This window comes from Phytobacter palmae, assembly GCF_039409775.1.
GTDB classification, from domain to species: domain Bacteria; phylum Pseudomonadota; class Gammaproteobacteria; order Enterobacterales; family Enterobacteriaceae; genus Phytobacter; species Phytobacter palmae.
In genome coordinates, this window is the sequence record NZ_JBCIVJ010000043.1 from 1 (window position 1) to 18,201 (window position 18,201).

The window sequence follows — 18,201 nt, forward strand, 5'->3', positions numbered from 1 at the left end:
TTCTCCTGACTGTACCCGCTGGCGAAGGATCTCAGCCAGTTGCGTAACGCCAGGCAGTAACCGGCTTTTGTAGATAACAAACAGCGTCGTCGGGGGAAGCAGGCTGATGGCACGTCCTTGCCAGGGCGAAGAAAACAGGACCACGCCACCTGTTTCACACAGACCGTATTCGGCGAAGACCACGCCAATGTTGGCCTCAGCGGCTTTGCGCAGGTTGTCTTCTCTTCCCGGCGAGGCCCAGCAATTCATCGGGAATGACTTCTGCAGGTGCGCTGTGATGCCCGTTTTCGCCAGTCGGGCGTCGCCGCTAATCAGTAACGGGCCGCCGCCATACTGCTTACAGAGACCTTCGGCGACCTGCGAGAGGGTGGCAAGAGGGGCCCGTTCGCAGTGGACCTGCATCATCTGTGAGGCAAATTCCATGAAACTGTCGCAAGGCTGCTCTTCTGTTTTTTCGGCATAACGGCTTCTCAGCGGCGCAGAGTGGGTAACGGGTAATGGATGAGGGATTTGCCGTGGCTCGCGGCCGAGCTGGCGGGCAATCTGTTGCAAGAAGGCATCGCGGTTTTCCATCAGGAATCCTCCCCGTTTTTACGCTGCTTTTGATGCGCTTTGAACCAACTGCGAAAACTCTCCCCATCCGCCTGTGGCAGATCCCGTGTTTGCGTCCACTTGCGGATAGCGGCGATGCTAAAGGGCATCTTCCCGTTACGAATCATCAACTGTGCCGCGCGTGCGCCCGCCACCATACCAACCTTCCATAAGGCGTGGTGGCGGTTAGCGTAATTGAACAGATGCACTGTGTGACGTTCCATCGCGGGCGTCATGCCACTTTCAGCAAGCGTTCGGCGGTGCTCAAGAATTAATGAAGACAGGGGAATACGAACCGGACAGACATCATCACAGGCAGTGCATAATGAACAGGCATAGGGCAGGTTTTTGAAATCCTCATAGCCGCCGAGCAGCGGTGAGAGCACCGCGCCAACAGGGCCAGGATAAATTGAACCGTAGCCGTGCCCGCCGATATGACGGTAGGCAGGGCAGGTATTCATACAGGCACCGCAACGTATACAGCGCAAGATATCCTGAAAAGGAGACCCCAGCACGCGCGAACGGCCATTATCGACAATCACCAGATGGAGTTCCTCAGGCCCGTCGCTTTCCGACGAGCCACCGGGACCCGTAAGCCAGGTATTGTATCCGGTCAGGCGGGCACCCACGGCGCTGCGAGCCAGCATGGTCAGGATGATGTCCAGCTCTGCAAATGAGGGAACCACGCGCTCCATGCCCATCACGGCAATATGTGTTCGCGGCACGGTGGTACAGAGGCGGGCATTACCCTCGTTGCTCACCAGGCTGAGCGTCCCGGTTTCCGCTACCGCAAAATTACATCCGGTAATGCCGATATCGGCAGTGAGGAAATCTTCGCGGATCTTTTGTCGAATAAAGCGCGTCATCGCTTCCGGGGTTTCGGCGCCGTCGTAGCCCAGTTTCTCCCGCAAGATACGCTGAATTTGATGGCGATCTTTATGGATGGCAGGGACAACCACATGCGATGGGGCGTCTTTGGCCAGTTGCAGAATATACTCGCCCAGATCGGTTTCAACGACCTCAATCCCTGCCGTCTCCAGCGCGGCATTCATTCCGATCTCTTCGGTTACCATCGATTTCGATTTAACGATTTTGCGGGCATGTTTCTGCTGCGCAATCTGCAAAATGTAGCGGGTGGCATCTTCCCGCGTGTTGGCGAAGAATACCTTGCCGCCATTCGCGGTGACTTTTTCACTTAGCTGATAGAGATAAGCATCCAGATTCTCAAGAACATGGGCGCGAATATCTGCGGCACGGGAACGCCAGTCTGGCCAGTTTTCAAGTTCGTCGATCATTTTCTGGCGATTAATGCCAATGCGATCCTGCGCGTTTGCGACAGCACGGCGCATCACCGGATCGTCGATTTGCTGCTGTACCCGATCGTAAAACGGAAGGTTACTGGTTTTAAGAAACATATCGCTTCCTTAGCGGCTCATCAGCACATCGGCGATGTGGAGCACACGGACGTGGTGGCCTTCGCGCTGTAAGCGACCGCCAATATTAATAAGGCAACTGGCATCTGCGCCAATCAGATAATCCGGTCTGGCCTCCATAAGATGCGCAACCTTTTCCTTCACCATCTCTCCGGAAATCCCGGCCATTTTGACCGAGAAAGTGCCGCCAAAACCGCAACAGGTCTCCTGGGCGCTAAACGGGATGATTTCCAGTTCACGAACTTCACGTAACAGAGCCAGAGGTTCATCGCGAACACCAAGTTTGCGAAACAGACTGCACGAAGGGTGATAAACAGCCCGCCCCGGCAGGCGTGCCCCGACGTCCGTCACGCCAAGCTGGTTAACGATAAAAGAGGTCAGATCAACCATTCGACTGGCGATTCTTGCCGCGCGCATTGCCCATTCTGGTTCATCGCTTAGCCAGTCCTGATAGTGGCGAATTGCGTTCATACACGACCCGGCGGGAGAGATAATCGGATCGTCATTGATCTCAAGAGCGGTAATCTGCGCTTTCATGCCTGGCAACGCATCGGTAATGTAGCCGCTATTGATTGCCGGTTGACCACAACAACCCTGATGTTCAGGAAACTGGACATAACACCCCAGTTGCTCAAGTAGCAGGACACTATTTCGCGCCATTCGTGATTTAAACGCGTCTCCAATGCAGGTCACAAAGAAATTAACGTTCATATTATTTTGCTTCCGGAAAATGTAATGGCCCGCCTCTTTTAAATCAGACTGACCATGATGGTGTTTTTAATCACCTTATTAAATGATGTATCTAGCGAGCCACGCGCAGCCCGCCGGTGACACCACGGCTTAGCACCAGTTGCCAGAGTTGAATATTTCTGGCGCGAAATGCGCCCGCGCAGGCGGTGAGGTAATAGTTGAACATACGATAAAATTTCAGAGAGTAATTCCCGGACAATTCCGGCCAGGCCTTATTGAAGCGACTGTGCCATGCCATCAGGGTCCTATCATAATCAGCGCCGAAGTTATGCAAATCTTCTATGACGAAATAGGGTTCGCTGGCCTCAGCGATTTGTTTTACAGAGGGCAGGCAACCGTTAGGAAATATATATTTATTGATCCAGGCATCAACATTATGTTGGGTTTTATTTGAACCGATGGAATGCAACAGAAAAAGACCATCAGGTTTCAGACAACGATCTACCGCCTTGAAATACGTCGCGTAATTTTTCGGCCCGACATGCTCGAACATACCGACAGAAACGATACGATCATATTGTTTATTCAGATCGCGGTAATCCTGGAGCAGGATGTGAACATCCTTTCCGGCACTGAGGCGCTCGGCGTAAGCTTTTTGCTCTGCTGAAATCGTAATGCCTTCCACACGCACCCCATAATGGTGCGCCGCGTATTCTGCTAAACCACCCCAGCCGCAGCCAATATCCAGCATTGTCATGCCTGGCTTAAGCTGTAGTTTCTCGCAAATCAGGGCCAGCTTGTTTTCCTGGGCGGCAAATAACTCATCGGCCTCTTTCCAGTAGCCGCAGGAGTATTGCATATGGGGATCGAGCATACGGCTAAAGAGGTCATTACCGAGATCGTAATGTACTTCGCCGACTTGCCAGGCGCGTTTGCGTGACTGCGGATTGATAAGACGGGCATACGCGATGCGCAGAAGATCGGTAAATCTGGCGGGGCGCTGTTCATCCAGCCGGGCTCGGAGCAATTTATCAAAAAAGAGGTCGAGCCGTTTGCAGTCCCACCAGCCGTCCATATAACTTTCACCCAGACCGAGCGAACCTTGTTGTAATACCCGTTTAAAAAAACGATTATCGTGCACCCGAATATCCCAGGGTTCAGGCCCATTAATAACAACTCCCGCCTGTGATAGCAGGTCTTGCACAATCCGCAGCCAGTGGTCTGGTTTGCTTATCACATCGACAGTACATTCATTAGCCATCATCTCTCCTTTAACGTGGCGTGTTGCCAGTCAGAAAAAATCCCTGTCACGCCAGTCAATCCGAGCGAAAAGGCTTATCCCTCAGGCAGATGGCTGGTAAATTATTCATGACGGGTGAAACCGATTTATGACCGCTTCATTATTCAGTAAACCCGCCTTGTCTGCGCTGTGCTATCAAGACAAACTTCATCGAATAGAGGCCAGGTGCTTATGTGCTCAAAGTTAGTATTACCGCCGCGTCAGCCTGAGTGCGGCCAGCCTGCACCCGTGTTAATGGAATTACCTCGCGCGGTTTACTTTCGCAGCTACCCTTTGATGGACGATACGGGCGTGGACAGGCATGAGCATCCCTTCGCTGAATTTCTCTATGCGCGCAAGGGCAGTATGCGAGTGGAAATTGAAGGCAAGACGCTGGTGGTGCCTGTTCTTTATGGGGTATGGATCCCGGCGCATGTGCCGCACCGTATTCTTGCCACCAGCGACGTGCTGCTGGAAAGCCTCTATGTTGAAGCCGATTTCGCCACCATAGCTTTCAGTGGCAGCAAAGTGGTAGTGGTCAGTGATTTCGTGCGGGAGTTTATTCATTACGCGACCCGGAATGTGCCGGAACGGTATGACGATGAAGGTGAAGATGGGCAACTTGTGCAGGTGTTGATTTCGTTACTCAGGCGGTTGCCGGATGCCGGTCTCTCAATATCATGGCCGGGCTCACCTTTACTGATAAGAGTCTGCAGCCAGATCCAAAAAACGCCGGGCGAAACGCATAGTATTGAGAAATGGGCCTCTGATAGCGGTATGTCGGTGCGCACTTTTTCACGTCGCTTCAAAAAGGAGACCGGGGTGGCCTTTAGCGAATGGAAAAAACGCGTGCGCCTGCTGGAATCCGTCGTGATGCTAAAAAACAAGCGTAGTGTCACTCAGGTTGCGCTTGATCTGGGCTATTCAAGCCCGGCCGCATTCACCTTTGCTTTTCGCGCTATGTTCGGCGTGCCGCCGACACGGTATTAAATCACTCGCAGAGCAGAGCCATTAAATAAAAAACCCGAAATAAATCGGGGTTTTTATTTTATGATTAACAACTTCCACTGCACGGAAACATATTTCGGTTATTTTGCACTCTGGCCATCAGTAAACTTTATTTATGATCGCGGACCCATCTGTTCATCTGCTCGATTTCAGCTTTCTGCGCTTTTATGATGTCCTGCGCAAGCTTTCTCATTTCGGGGTCTTTTCCGTATTTAAGCTCGGTTTCAGCCATTTCTATCGCACCTTCATGATGCGCGATCATTCCTTTAGCAAACGCTTTATCAGGATCGGGTTCTTTAACGGCAGCCATCATTTTTTCATGCATACCTTGCATGCCAGCCATATATTCCTGTGACGATGCCGATGATCCCATATCAGACATTTTCATGCCTGAGTGTTCGGCCGATATTGCTGGCAGAGATAACATGGCTATGACAAAAAAGGCGTTTTTGATTTTCATAAACTACATCCTTTATGAGATGGAGACCCGGTAATTGTAGCCAAGAGAGATAAAAAGACCCCCTTACGGGGAAAAAGATAGCCACATATTCGGTTAAGGAAAATTACATCTGATAAGTTGTAAGGATTATAGCGAACAACGTCTGTTAACCGCGTGACGAGCTGATGACATCTTTGTCATTTTTATTGCATAAAATCAGTGCTGGCTTGCTGAGTTTACGCTGTCGAGTCCTGGTACTGATAATATGAAACGTGTTGAATGAACATCCGATTCCACGTGGACTTTTCCATGGTGTGCGGTCACGATTGATTTCACAATGGCAAGACCAATACCGCTGCCTTCTCCTTTTCTTTGCCTTGAGGGGTCCACCCGATAAAAGCGGTCAAACAGTCTTGGCAAATGTTCCTCAGGAATGGGTTTTCCCGGATTTTCGATGATGAGGTCAAAATGGCTTTCCTCTTTTCTGATCGAAACGGTTACTGCCTCGCCCTCCGGTGTATAGCGTAATGCATTGGATAGCAGATTGTTGATTGCTCTTCTGAACATCTGCGGATCCCCTTCTATCAGGCAGGGTATACCATTGAACCTCAGCGTTATGTTGCGCTCTTCCGCCCAGGCTTCGAAGAAATCAAAAACTTTAATGACTTCCGTACTCAAATCAAAGATTACCCTGTCAGGAATCAACTGATTATTGTCAGCCTGTGCCAGGAAAAGCATATCGCTGACCATCTTTGTCATCCGGTTATACTCTTCAAGGCTCGAGTAAAGCACATCCTCAAGCTCCTTCTGTGTCCGCTCCTGACTCAGTGCAATTTCGGTTTGCGTCACCAGATTGGTGACAGGGGTTCTGATTTCGTGGGCGATATCCGCAGAGAAATTGGCCTGGCGGGTAAAGACATCCTCAATTTTTTCAATCATATGATTGAATGAGATGACCAGTTGTTCCAGCTCAATGGGAACGCGTGACGGTTCAAGCCTGGCATCAAGATTTTCAGAGGTGATATTTTTGATCGCATTGCTGACGTTACGCAGGGGCAGGTGACCCTGACGAACGGCAATCCGTATAATGAGAATGATCAGCAGGCTGATGACAGCGGCAATGGCAACGAGATTCTTTTTCAGCGCATCGAGATAGTGAAGATGGAAATTGATGGAGAGCCCGATAAGCATGACGTAGTTCTGGTTCTTCCCTTGAAATGCCGTCACCCCGGAGGAGGCAATTATCCTGTAGGTTTCCATTTTCATCTCAGAGGAGGAGTGCATAGGTCGGGCAGGATCTTCCACTGTCCAGAGAAAAACATCCCGCGCGCGGCTATGCTCGCTGAAATCTGTCGTATTCACGGCCGGGCGTAATGCTGCCCCTTGCGCCGAACTGAACAATACCTCGCCCTGGGAATTAAGAAGCAAAACGGCAACGTTGCGGTAACTGGCTATCGATTCCTTAATTTTATTGATCTTTTTCTCATCAGTTTCAGCCGGAGATTGCAATAAACGGTGCATCGTGGCGCTAATTTGCTGCAGATCGCTGACATCCTGTTCGGCAAAATGATTTTCAACGGAATGCAGCATGAACCAGGTAAATGCGATAAAAGCCATTATCGTGGAGAGGCTGATAAAAAAAGTCAGCCTCAGGGCAAGAGAGAATGGACGTCTGGAGGGTTTGTCAGGCATCCGGGACCTCCAGCATGTATCCAACGCCGCGGACCGTCTGGATCAGTTTCAGTTCGTAATCATTGTCTATCTTCGCCCGAAGCCGCTTTACCGCGACGTCAATTGCGTTAGTGTCACTATCAAAATTCATGTCCCAGACCTGGGATGCTATCAGGGAGCGGGGCAACACTTCTCCCTGGTGACGAATGAAAAACTCCAGCAGGCTGAACTCCTTACTGGTTAACAGAATACGGTTTCCTGCCCTGTTGACCTTCCTTGACACAAGATCAAGCGTCAGATCGGCAACCGTAAACTGGCTTGCAGATATCACCGTATTACCACGTCGCAGGAGAGTTCTGACACGCGCCAGAAGTTCGGCGAACGCAAAGGGTTTAACCAGATAGTCATCTGCACCAAGCTCAAGCCCTTTGACCCGATGCTCAATAGTACCGAGGGCCGAGAGTAATAACACCGGCATTCCCTTACCCGCAGTACGAAGCATGCGTATGATATCCCAGCCATTCACATCGGGGAGCATGATATCCAGTATCAGCAAATCATATTCTGCCGTCATGGCGAGATGATATCCGGTCAGACCATTGTCGGCGTGATCGACCACGAATCCGGCCTCGGTAAGTCCTTTGCTGAGGTACTCACCTGTTTTGATTTCATCTTCAACGATCAGTATTTTCATCTTATCCCCTGTAAGCCTTTCCCTGCCATTCTAGTGAGCGTAAGTCTGTTATCAACGGCTTAAAGTAAAAATGACAACATTGTCATTATCCTGTCACCCGTCAAACAGAGTGCTGTCGTTACAGTAGCTTCATTCTTTTTGCGTATATCGCTTGAACCATTTACCAGGGGTGCCTGGGCGAGAAACGACATGCTCAAATTAAAACTACTTAGCATCAGCACAATATTGATTCTGGCAGGTTGCGTCTCACTGGCACCTGAGTATCAGCGCCCGGCAGCGCCGGTACCACAACAATTTTCCCTTTCCCGCAACAACCTGACGCCCGCGATGAACGGCTATCAGGACGCCGGATGGCGTAACTTTTTTGTCGACCCCCAGGTTACCCGCTTGATCGCGGAGGCACTGAATAATAATCGTGATTTGAAAATGGCCACTCTGAAGGTTGAAGAGGCCCGGGCGCAATATAACGTGACGAATGCGGACCGTTATCCACAACTGAATGCATCGTCAGATATCACTTATAACGGTGGTCTGAAAAGTGACAAACCGACAACTCAGCAGTACGACGCTGGCGTGGATCTCAACTATGAACTCGATTTTTTCGGCAAACTCAGGAATATGAGCGAGTCTGACAGACAGAACTATTTTGCCAGCGAAGAAGCTCGTCGTGCCGTACATATTCTGCTTGTGTCTAACGTTTCACAGAGTTATTTCAGCCAGCAACTTGCTTATGAGCAACTTCGTATCGCACGGGAAACGCTGAAAAATTATGAACAGTCCTGGGCTTTCGTTGAGCAACAACTGGTAACCGGGAGTACGAATGTTCTGGCGCTTGAACAGGCGCGGGGGCAAATTGAAAGCACCCGCGCAGAGATTGCAAAAAGAGAAGGCGATCTGGCAAAGGCAAATAATGCACTGCAACTTGTTCTGGGAACTTATCGGGCGCTTGCGTCAGAAAAAGGGATGAAAGACAATGCTATCAAGCCAGTAAAACTGCCCGCGAACCTCTCATCACAAATCCTGCTTCAGCGCCCTGATATTATGGAGGCGGAATATCAACTGAAAGCGGCTGATGCCAATATTGGCGCTGCACGTGCGGCCTTTTTCCCGTCCATTAGCCTGACAAGTGGTCTATCTGCAAGCAGTACGGAGTTGTCCAGTCTCTTCACCTCTGCCGGCGGGATGTGGAATTTTATCCCTAAAATTGAAATCCCCATATTTAATGCTGGCAGGAACAAAGCCAATCTGAAGCTGGCTGAAATTCGCCAGCAACAGGCAGTTGTCAATTACGAACAAAAAATTCAGGCAGCCTTTAAGGACGTTGCCGATACGCTCGCGCTGCGAGAGAGCATCAGCCAGCAACTTGCCTCTCAGCAGCGTTATCTTGCCTCGTTACAAATAACCCTCCAGCGTGCCAGAGGGTTATATTCCAGTGGTGCCGTTAGTTACATAGAAGTGCTTGATGCAGAACGCTCACTGTTCGCAACGCAGCAAGCCATTCTCGACCTTATCTATTCCCGACAGGTCAATGAAATTAATCTCTTCACCGCACTGGGTGGCGGGTGGGTAGAGTAAATTTATTCAATCAAACAGGAAATTTAAAAATGCGTAACTCACTTAAAGCAATTTTATTTGGTGCACTCTCCGTACTCTTTTCTGCAGGCATTCATGCTGAGGAACATCAGCACGGCGAAATGAATACTGCCGGGGACGCCGTGCCACAACAAATTATCAAGGGGACAGGTATTATAAAAGACATTGACCTTAACAGTAAAAAAATAACCATTTCCCATGAAGCTATCCCTGCCATCGGCTGGCCAGCAATGACCATGCGCTTCACCTTCCTTAATGCTGACGAAAGTATTACTGCGCTGAAAACTGGCAGTCACGTTGATTTTACTTTTGTTCAGCAAGGAAATATCTCTTTGCTCAAAAGCATTAAAGAGACCCAATCCTGATCGACAGTCAGGAGAGAATGCTTCATGTGTGTCTGAATATTCATAAGGCCATCTCTATGCATTAACAATCAGATGCATATGCCAGGGGTTTGATTTTTTAGCGGGAAATTGTATGGCTTCTTCAAAGATAAAAAATGCTGCAATGATTATCAGCAGTCTCATAGCAGGAGGGCTGATATCTGTTACTGCTTATCATTATCTAAGCTCATCTGAAAAAATAATGAAAAGCGAGAAAACAGAAAAGACGGCATCGGAGCGAAGGGTTCTTTTCTGGTATGACCCAATGAAACCAGATACCAAATTTGATAAACCCGGTAAATCACCCTTTATGGATATGGATCTGATTCCCAAATATGCTGATGAAAACGGCGAGAAAAGCAGTGATGGTATTCGTATTGATCCAACCCAGGTCCAGAACCTTGGATTAAAAACGCAAAAAGTCACCCGCGGAACGCTGAATTATTCCCAGACAATCCCAGCCAACGTGAGTTATAACGAATATCAGTTTGTCATTGTGCAAGCGCGTTCTGACGGCTTCGTTGAAAAAGTGTATCCCCTGACGATTGGGGATCATGTAAAAAAAGGCACTCCTCTTATCGATATCACCATTCCGCAATGGGTGGAGGCACAAAGTGAGTTTCTCCTCTTATCCGGCACCGGAGGTACGTCCACGCAAATTAAAGGTGTGCTGGAACGGCTTCGTCTGGCGGGTATGCCGGAAGAGGATATCCAGAGGCTGCGTACAACCCGGAGTATCCAGACCCGTTTTACCATTAAGGCGCCTATAGATGGCGTCATTACTGCGTTTGATCTGCGTAGCGGAATGAATATTTCGAAAGATAAAGTAGTGGCGCAGATACAGGGGATGGACCCGGTCTGGATCAGCGCGGCAGTGCCCGAATCCATCGCCTATCTGCTGAAAGATACATCACAGTTTGAAATATCGGTACCGGCCTATCCGGACAAAACATTCCATGTCGAAAAATGGAACATCCTTCCCAGTGTGGATCAAACCACCCGCACGTTGCAGGTCCGTCTTCAGGTAACTAACAGGGACGAACTCCTTAAGCCTGGCATGAATGCCTGGCTGAAACTGAATACACAAAGCCAGGAGATGCTGCTCATTCCGAGCCAGGCCGTGATAGATACCGGGAAAGAGCAGCGCGTAATTACTGTCGATGATGCAGGCCGTTTTGTCCCCAAAATGGTTAAAGTTCTGCACGAATCACAGCAGCAGACGGGCATTGGCACTGGCCTGAATGAAGGAGATACGGTGGTAGTGAGTGGTCTGTTCCTTATTGACTCCGAAGCCAATATTACCGGAGCACTGGAGCGTATGCGCCATTCTGAAACGATGCCGAATATGTCGATCCAACCTGACAACGCACAGTCAGGTCATTGAGGAGGCGACGATGATTGAATGGATTATCCGGCGGTCAGTCGCCAACCGTTTCCTGGTCATGATGGGGGCGCTTTTCCTCAGCGTCTGGGGAACCTGGACTATCATTAACACCCCTGTGGATGCGCTACCTGATTTATCTGATGTGCAGGTGATTATTAAAACCAGCTATCCAGGCCAGGCCCCGCAGATTGTTGAAAATCAGGTTACATATCCACTCACCACCACTATGCTCTCGGTGCCGGGCGCAAAGACTGTGCGCGGTTTTTCCCAGTTCGGTGATTCATATGTGTATGTCATTTTTGAAGACGGAACCGATCTGTACTGGGCCCGGTCCCGCGTACTTGAATACCTTAATCAGGTTCAGGGGAAACTGCCTGGCGGCGTGAGTTCTGAAATTGGCCCTGATGCCACGGGGGTGGGCTGGATATTTGAATATGCTCTGGTCGATCACAGTGGAAAACACGATCTCTCGGAATTGCGCTCCCTGCAGGACTGGTTCCTGAAATTTGAACTGAAAACCATCCCGAACGTCGCAGAGGTTGCGTCTGTGGGCGGCGTGGTGAAGCAGTATCAGGTTCAGGTGAATCCGATGAAACTGGCCCAGTACGGTATTACGCTGTCTGATGTTAAACAGGCGCTTGAATCATCCAACCAGGAGGCCGGTGGCTCATCCGTTGAAATCGCGGAAGCGGAGTACATGGTACGGGCCAGCGGCTATCTCCGGAACATTGAAGATTTCAATAACATTGTCCTGAAAACCGGTGAAAACGGAGTCCCCATTTATCTGCGTGACGTTGCCCGCGTACAGACGGGGCCGGAAATGCGTCGCGGAATTGCGGACCTGAACGGGGAGGGTGAAGTTGCCGGTGGGGTCGTGATCCTGCGATCGGGAAAAAATGCGCGGGAAGTTATCACGGCCGTAAAAGATAAGCTGGAGACGCTAAAGGCCAGTTTGCCAGAAGGTGTGGAGATTGTGACCACCTACGATCGCAGCCAGTTAATCGATCGGGCAATTGATAATCTGAGCCAAAAACTCCTTGAAGAATTTATTGTTGTTGCCATTGTCTGCGCATTATTTCTCTGGCATGTGCGCTCTGCGCTGGTTGCGATCATTTCTCTGCCGCTTGGCCTTTGTATCGCCTTTATCGTCATGCACTTCCAGGGCCTGAACGCCAATATTATGTCGCTGGGGGGGATAGCCATTGCCGTCGGGGCGATGGTGGATGCTGCCATCGTCATGATTGAAAATGCGCATAAACGGCTGGAAGAGTGGGATCATCAGCATCCGGGAGAGCAGATTGACAACGCCTCCCGCTGGACAATTATCACCAACGCCTCTGTTGAAGTGGGGCCCGCACTGTTTATCAGCCTGTTAATCATTACATTATCGTTCATCCCTGTTTTTACTCTGGAAGGGCAGGAAGGGCGATTATTTGGTCCACTGGCCTTCACGAAAACCTATTCCATGGCGGGAGCAGCTGCGCTGGCGATCGTCGTTATCCCTATCCTGATGGGATTGTGGATCAGAGGAAAAATTCCTGCGGAAACCAGTAACCCACTGAACCGGCTGCTGATCAAAGCCTATCATCCTTTATTGCTTCGGGTGCTTCACTGGCCGAAGACAACCCTGCTGGTTGCCGCTTTATCTATCTTTACGGTTATCTGGCCACTCAGTCAGATGGGCGGGGAGTTTCTGCCTAAGATAAATGAAGGTGACCTGCTGTATATGCCGTCGACGTTGCCGGGGGTCTCTCCGGGACAAGCTGCTGCACTTTTACAAACCACTGACAAATTGATCAAAACCGTTCCGGAAGTCGCCTCTGTTTTTGGCAAAACAGGCAAAGCGCAGACTGCAACGGATTCAGCGCCCCTTGAGATGGTAGAAACCACCATTCAACTGAAACCACAGGATCAGTGGCGCCCCGGGATGACGCTCGACAAAATTATCGAAGAGCTCGATGCAACGGTTCGCTTGCCAGGCCTGGCTAACCTCTGGGTGCCGCCCATTCGTAACCGTATTGATATGCTCTCAACCGGGATCAAAAGTCCGATAGGTATCAAGGTGTCCGGAACCGTTCTGTCGGATATTGACGCGACAGCACAAAGTATCGAAGCTGTCGCCAAAACCGTGCCGGGTGTGGTTTCTGCTCTTGCAGAACGTTTGCAAGGTGGACGTTACATAGACGTCGATATAAACCGGGAGAAAGCATCCCGTTACGGCATGACGGTGGGGGATGTGCAGCTCTTTGTCTCCTCAGCCATCGGCGGCGCGATGGTAAGTGAAACGGTTGAAGGCGTGGCACGGTACCCGGTTAATATCCGCTATCCCCAGGATTACCGGAACAGTCCGCAGGCTCTAAAGCAGATGCCTGTTCTGACGCCGATGAAGCAACAAATTACCCTCGGTGATGTCGCTGACATTAATGTTGTCTCCGGGCCAACCATGTTGAAAACAGAAAATGCCCGACCTGCCAGCTGGATTTATATTGATGCGCGTGGCAGGGATATGGTGTCGGTTGTAAACGATCTTAAGGCGGTTATCAGCCAGAACGTTAAATTAAAACCGGGGACCAGTGTCTCATTTTCCGGACAGTTTGAATTGCTGGAGCATGCCAATAAAAAGCTGAAACTGATGGTGCCGATGACCGTGATGATCATTTTCGTTCTATTGTTTCTGGCATTCCGTCGGGTTGATGAAGCCTTACTCATTCTGATGAGTCTGCCGTTCGCACTTGTCGGTGGAATATGGTTCCTGTACTGGCAGAGCTTCCATATGTCAGTGGCGACCGGAACCGGATTTATCGCGCTGGCCGGGGTGGCGGCAGAGTTTGGGGTAGTCATGCTGATGTACCTGCGTCATGCCATTGAAGCTCACCCGGAATTATCCCGCCGTGAGACTTTTACGCCGCAAGGTCTTGATGACGCTCTTTATCATGGCGCCGTACTCCGTGTCCGGCCAAAAGCCATGACCGTAGCGGTGATTATTGCAGGTCTGCTGCCCATTCTCTGGGGAACCGGAGCGGGCTCAGAAGTCATGAGCCGTATTGCTGCGCCAATGATTGGTGGGATGATTACGGCTCCGCTGCTCTCCCTGTTCATTATTCCCGCTGCCTATAAATTAATCTGGCTGCGCAGATACAGAAAAAGCGTTTCATAATCCTGAAAGGAGACCACCCGTATGGTTTTGGTACTTTTGGTTCTTAAACTCAACGGGTGTGACTTCTGATGACAGAGCTTTGGTTACGGGAACCTCAAGCAACGCCGCAATAATCTTATTGAAAATAGAGCGAAAAGGAGTCTATTTATATTAACCGAAATTTTGCGAAATTGAGGTTATATTCAGTCAGATGACATAACACCAGTTAATAAGACTGTAATTGAATATAGGCCCAATAGTAAAAGACAGGAGCGGTAATAAATTACAGCATCAATATCACTGAGGGATATCCGGTTTTGCAAGAGGTTTTCAACAGACAAAAGCGGTGGTCGTTGAGTATCGTCTCTTTAATAATATAAAATCGCCTCTCTTAAATTTCGATTTCCTTACGCGCTACTTTGCGCATACAGAATATACAAATTTAGCGTTGAGAGATTTTCGCGATAATTTTAATTAAGACTTATTTATATGTTTGATCTCACCACACACTATTACTCAACCGTGCTGATGGTTTCAAGATAGGCATTGCACATGATGAGGAGCTGTCGGAGCACGGTGCCGGAACGTGCCGCGGTCAGATCCTGCTCAAACAGATTGCGCACGGTGCCAAATATGACGGTGATAAGCGTCAGGTTGACGTTGCTGACATCCTGAAACTTCATGTCACTGGCGCTCTCAAACATCGCCATCGTCGCGCGGTTTACCCGGCTGGCAAACGTGTTAATCAGCGGCTGGTTATCAAGCTCTGCCACCGAGCGATAGAGCGCTTTTGTCACTTCAATGCGCTCTGTTTTAGCCTGCCAGTAGGTTGTGATTAAGGCCTCAGTCATGGCGCTAACCGTCGCGCCACGCTGGTTGTGACAGGTGATTTCAATCCTGTCGGCAAGCGCGGCTAAATAACGTTCATTCAGGGCATAAACCAGAGATTCTTTGTGGGGAAAGTACTGATACATCGTTCCTACGGACACGCCTGCCCGCTCGGCGACGCGAGTGGTTGTGAGTCTGTGTATGCCGTCCGTAACCAGAAGCTGAATAGTCGCTTCAAAAATAGCGTCCATTGTCACTGCTGCACGAGCCTGACGCGGCATTCTGCGGGGCTTTAAGGAGATGTGGCTGGAGGTGGCCAAAAGCGAATTCCAAAGCTGAATGATGCTTCATATATTAACTCTTCATCGCGTACGGAGGAAATAATCAATGAATGAGCAACGCATCGCTCTGGTTACCGGAGCTAATAAAGGCATTGGTTTTGAGATTGCGCGTCAGCTGGCGCAGGCGGGCGTGATTGTTATTATGGGGGCGCGGGATAACGAGCGAGGTCGCGCCGCTGTTGAAGCGCTAAAGGCGCAGGGGCTGTCCGCGCAATATTGTGAGCTCGATATCACCCGGCATGACAGCATTGTCGCTGCGGCTTCATCGATTCACGCCGAATTTGGCAGGCTGGACATTCTGGTAAACAACGCCGGCGTATTTGATCATGCCGATGGCCCCCCAGGCAAAGCTGCCATTGAGGCTGTTCGCCAGGTAATGGAAACGAATTTTATCGGGACCCTGGCAGTCACCCAGGCAATGCTGCCGCTGCTGCACGCTGCACCAGCGGCCCGGATAGTCAACGTGTCGAGTTCTTTAGGCTCCCTTGCGCTGAACGGTGACCCGACCTCCACCTATTATGCCGCGCAGTTCATTGGCTACAACGCCTCGAAGGCCGCTCTGAATATGCTTACCGTTCAACTGAACGAGGAACTAAAGGGTACTGGCATAACGGTTAACTCCATCAGTCCGGGGTTTGTGAAAACGGACCTCACGGGCTATGGAACAATGACGCCAGATGAGGGGGCGAAGCTGCCGGTTAACTATGCGCTGGCAGGATATGAATCAGGAACGTTTACAGGGCCTGACGGCAGAACACCCTGGTAAGTTGCGAGCCGGAAATATCTCAGAACTCTGCTTTCCGGCTCATCTTTCCAGCTCTCACTGGTGGGTTTCTTTATTCCCTTAACACATATATTACTCCAGATATTTCAGGACATTCGGCGCACTCCGCGCATAGCCGGAGTCTAAACCGGCGTTATTACCAGGGCCTGCAAACCAACAGGCGAGATAAGCTATTCCTTATCCTTGATGGCTGCAGACCCGGGGGACGAATATGCTCCGGTCATATCCAGTACAAAATAAAAAACATTAACGGCAGTCATCAGTCAGGTAATTCAGTTGGGGGATGCCGTTGGTCTGATGGTTATTTCTGTTGTATCAACACTTTCTGGAGCCTCGATGACCTGCCGCACGGCACGGGCAATATCCGCAGGTTTAAGTGCAACAGAACGGTATACGTCCATCGCTGCTTTCGTTTCCGTATGGGTAATGGTTGAGGCAAGTTCACTTTCGACCACGCCAGGATTGACACAGGTCACGCGAATATTCGAACTTTCCTGACGTAAACCATCTGAAATCGCGCGTACTGCGAATTTTGAAGCGCAATAGACGGCGGCGGTTGGCACCACAGCAAGGGCGCCAATAGAACCTATATTGATTATCTGACCGGAGCCCTGCGCTTCCATGACAGGAAGAACCGCGCCAATACCCCAGAGCACTCCTTTTATATTCACGTCGATAGTGCGTTCCCACTCATCCTGTTTGCCGGCAGCAAGCGGGGAAAGCGGCATAACGCCCGCATTATTGATCAGCACGTCGATTCGGCCCCATTGGTCAAGCGCTGCCTGCACGAAGGCCGCCATTGATGAGCGGCTGGTGACATCTAACTCCCGCGCCAGGGCAATACCCCCCTCACTGCGTATTTCTTCGGCAATAGTTTCGATACGCTCCAGTCTGCGAGCCCCCAATAATACCTTCGCGCCTGCATTTCCGAGCTCTCTGGCAATACCTTCTCCAATCCCGCTGGATGCGCCGGTAATTAATATCACTTTATTCATAGCATGCTCCTTTCGTTGAGTTCGAAACGATCATAGAACTTAACGATTGGTTCCAGTATCCTGCATTCATTGGACTCACTGGTTAGCAATGTTAAACAATGAAAATTGATCTTAACCTTTTACCTGTTTTTCTCGCGGTGGCAGAAGAGCGCAATTTCAGCGCCGCTGCGGCTCGCCTGGACGTCACCCGATCGGCGGTCAGCCAGGGAATAAGACGGCTTGAGGACGCATTCGGCACAATGCTGGTGATGCGAACGACGCGCTCAGTAACGCTGACTGAAGCGGGAGAAAGGCTACGTGAATCCCTGTCATCACCGTTATCGAGTATTGAAGCGGCTTTCGAAGAAGTGGCATCGGACACGATGCCGCGAGGATGCCTTCGGATCGCAGTGACCTCGATAGCCGAAGCGTTCCTTTCCGGTCCGCTGATCGCCTCGTTTGCGGCAGCCAATCCAGCCGTGACGGTTGATATTGTCGTGACGGATGAAGAGTTTGATATTGTGGCGGCGGGTTATGATGCCGGCGTAAGGCTAGGGGAGGTGATCGAAAAGGATATGATTGCCGTCCCGCTTACCGGTAAGCAACGCGAAATGGCGGTTGCTTCGCCCGCGTATCTGGCGGCGAATAAGGCACCCGTACATCCCCGTGAATTGATCCACCATCGCTGTATCGGCTGGCGTCCTGCCAAAGATGTTGCCCCTTATCGCTGGGAATTTGAGGAGGGGGGTGAACCTTTCAACCTGGCGATTGAACCACAGATAACGACGAACGATATTCGCCTGATGTTGCGGCTCGCGCTTGCCGGTGGCGGGATTACCTTTGCCACGGAGGATACGTTCAGACCTTTTGTTGAAACAGGGCAACTTATCTCATTGCTGGACCCGTTTCTTCCTTATTTTCCGGGCTTCTATCTTTACTTTCCTCAACGCCGAAATATGGCGCCCAAACTGCG

16 protein-coding genes are annotated in these 18,201 nt (G+C 50.3%); 7 read left to right on the forward strand and 9 right to left on the reverse strand.

What is annotated here, in order from left to right:
- From AAIG39_RS25065 to cfa, 4 genes are all read right to left on the reverse strand, one after another.
- Positions 1–573, reverse strand: a 573-nt coding sequence (locus AAIG39_RS25065) for a LutC/YkgG family protein (protein ID WP_343194983.1), incomplete at its 3' end; no start/stop codon positions are given.
- Positions 573–2,006 (reverse strand): LutB/LldF family L-lactate oxidation iron-sulfur protein, encoded by a 1,434-nt coding sequence (locus AAIG39_RS25070; RefSeq protein WP_343194984.1) that lies wholly within the window; start codon positions 2,004–2,006, stop codon positions 573–575. The genes AAIG39_RS25070 and AAIG39_RS25065, both read right to left, overlap by 1 nt.
- Positions 2,007–2,015: 9 nt before the next feature.
- Positions 2,016–2,735: a (Fe-S)-binding protein gene (locus tag AAIG39_RS25075; RefSeq protein ID WP_090084800.1), complete on the reverse strand. Its 720-nt coding sequence runs from the start codon at positions 2,733–2,735 to the stop codon at positions 2,016–2,018.
- A gap of 91 nt (positions 2,736–2,826) precedes the next feature.
- The gene (cfa, locus tag AAIG39_RS25080) at positions 2,827–3,975 is read right to left on the reverse strand and encodes a cyclopropane fatty acyl phospholipid synthase (RefSeq protein WP_343194985.1); all 1,149 of its coding nucleotides are present in this window, start codon (positions 3,973–3,975) and stop codon (positions 2,827–2,829) included.
- Between the two features lie 210 nt (positions 3,976–4,185).
- On the opposite strand from cfa, the gene AAIG39_RS25085 reads away from it, so the two are divergent.
- Complete coding sequence (locus AAIG39_RS25085; RefSeq protein WP_343194986.1) at positions 4,186–4,983, forward strand: helix-turn-helix domain-containing protein; 798 nt, start codon at positions 4,186–4,188, stop codon at positions 4,981–4,983.
- 127 nt (positions 4,984–5,110) lie between these two features.
- Here AAIG39_RS25085 and copM read toward each other — a convergent pair whose 3' ends face one another.
- The 3 genes from copM to AAIG39_RS25100 all read right to left on the reverse strand — a co-directional run bounded on the left by copM (position 5,111) and on the right by AAIG39_RS25100 (position 7,805).
- Positions 5,111–5,461, reverse strand: coding sequence for a CopM family metallochaperone (copM, locus tag AAIG39_RS25090; RefSeq protein WP_090084794.1), 351 nt, complete (start codon positions 5,459–5,461; stop codon positions 5,111–5,113).
- A gap of 195 nt (positions 5,462–5,656) precedes the next feature.
- Positions 5,657–7,132, reverse strand: coding sequence for a Cu(+)/Ag(+) sensor histidine kinase (locus AAIG39_RS25095; protein WP_343194987.1), 1,476 nt, complete (start codon positions 7,130–7,132; stop codon positions 5,657–5,659).
- Positions 7,125–7,805, reverse strand: a complete 681-nt coding sequence (locus AAIG39_RS25100) for a copper/silver response regulator transcription factor (RefSeq protein ID WP_090084790.1) — start codon at positions 7,803–7,805, stop codon at positions 7,125–7,127. Before AAIG39_RS25100 ends, AAIG39_RS25095 begins: the two co-directional genes overlap by 8 nt.
- 189 nt (positions 7,806–7,994) lie before the next feature.
- Between AAIG39_RS25100 and AAIG39_RS25105 the strand changes: the two genes are divergently transcribed.
- The 4 genes from AAIG39_RS25105 to silA all read left to right on the forward strand — a co-directional run bounded on the left by AAIG39_RS25105 (position 7,995) and on the right by silA (position 14,322).
- Complete coding sequence (locus AAIG39_RS25105) at positions 7,995–9,380, forward strand: efflux transporter outer membrane subunit (protein WP_343194988.1); 1,386 nt, start codon at positions 7,995–7,997, stop codon at positions 9,378–9,380.
- A 29-nt stretch (positions 9,381–9,409) separates the two neighbouring features.
- The gene (gene cusF, locus AAIG39_RS25110) at positions 9,410–9,763 is read left to right on the forward strand and encodes a cation efflux system protein CusF (RefSeq protein ID WP_090084786.1); all 354 of its coding nucleotides are present in this window, start codon (positions 9,410–9,412) and stop codon (positions 9,761–9,763) included.
- 112 nt (positions 9,764–9,875) lie between these two features.
- On the forward strand, positions 9,876–11,165 hold the full coding sequence (locus tag AAIG39_RS25115; RefSeq protein WP_343194989.1) for an efflux RND transporter periplasmic adaptor subunit: 1,290 nt from the start codon (positions 9,876–9,878) through the stop codon (positions 11,163–11,165).
- Between the two features lie 10 nt (positions 11,166–11,175).
- On the forward strand, positions 11,176–14,322 hold the full coding sequence (silA, locus tag AAIG39_RS25120) for a Cu(+)/Ag(+) efflux RND transporter permease subunit SilA (RefSeq protein ID WP_343194990.1): 3,147 nt from the start codon (positions 11,176–11,178) through the stop codon (positions 14,320–14,322).
- A 491-nt stretch (positions 14,323–14,813) separates the two neighbouring features.
- On the opposite strand, the gene AAIG39_RS25125 is transcribed toward silA, so the two are convergent.
- The gene (locus AAIG39_RS25125) at positions 14,814–15,380 is read right to left on the reverse strand and encodes a TetR/AcrR family transcriptional regulator (RefSeq protein WP_343194991.1); all 567 of its coding nucleotides are present in this window, start codon (positions 15,378–15,380) and stop codon (positions 14,814–14,816) included.
- 136 nt (positions 15,381–15,516) lie between these two features.
- On the opposite strand from AAIG39_RS25125, the gene AAIG39_RS25130 reads away from it, so the two are divergent.
- Entirely contained in the window at positions 15,517–16,236 is a 720-nt protein-coding gene (locus tag AAIG39_RS25130; protein WP_343194992.1) for an SDR family oxidoreductase, read from the forward strand.
- Between the two features lie 290 nt (positions 16,237–16,526).
- On the opposite strand, the gene AAIG39_RS25135 is transcribed toward AAIG39_RS25130, so the two are convergent.
- The gene (locus AAIG39_RS25135; protein ID WP_249568931.1) at positions 16,527–17,249 is read right to left on the reverse strand and encodes an SDR family oxidoreductase; all 723 of its coding nucleotides are present in this window, start codon (positions 17,247–17,249) and stop codon (positions 16,527–16,529) included.
- Positions 17,250–17,347: 98 nt separating this feature from the next.
- Here AAIG39_RS25135 and AAIG39_RS25140 point away from each other — a divergent pair.
- The coding region (locus AAIG39_RS25140) for a LysR family transcriptional regulator (protein WP_343194993.1) at positions 17,348–18,201 on the forward strand (854 nt) is incomplete at its 3' end.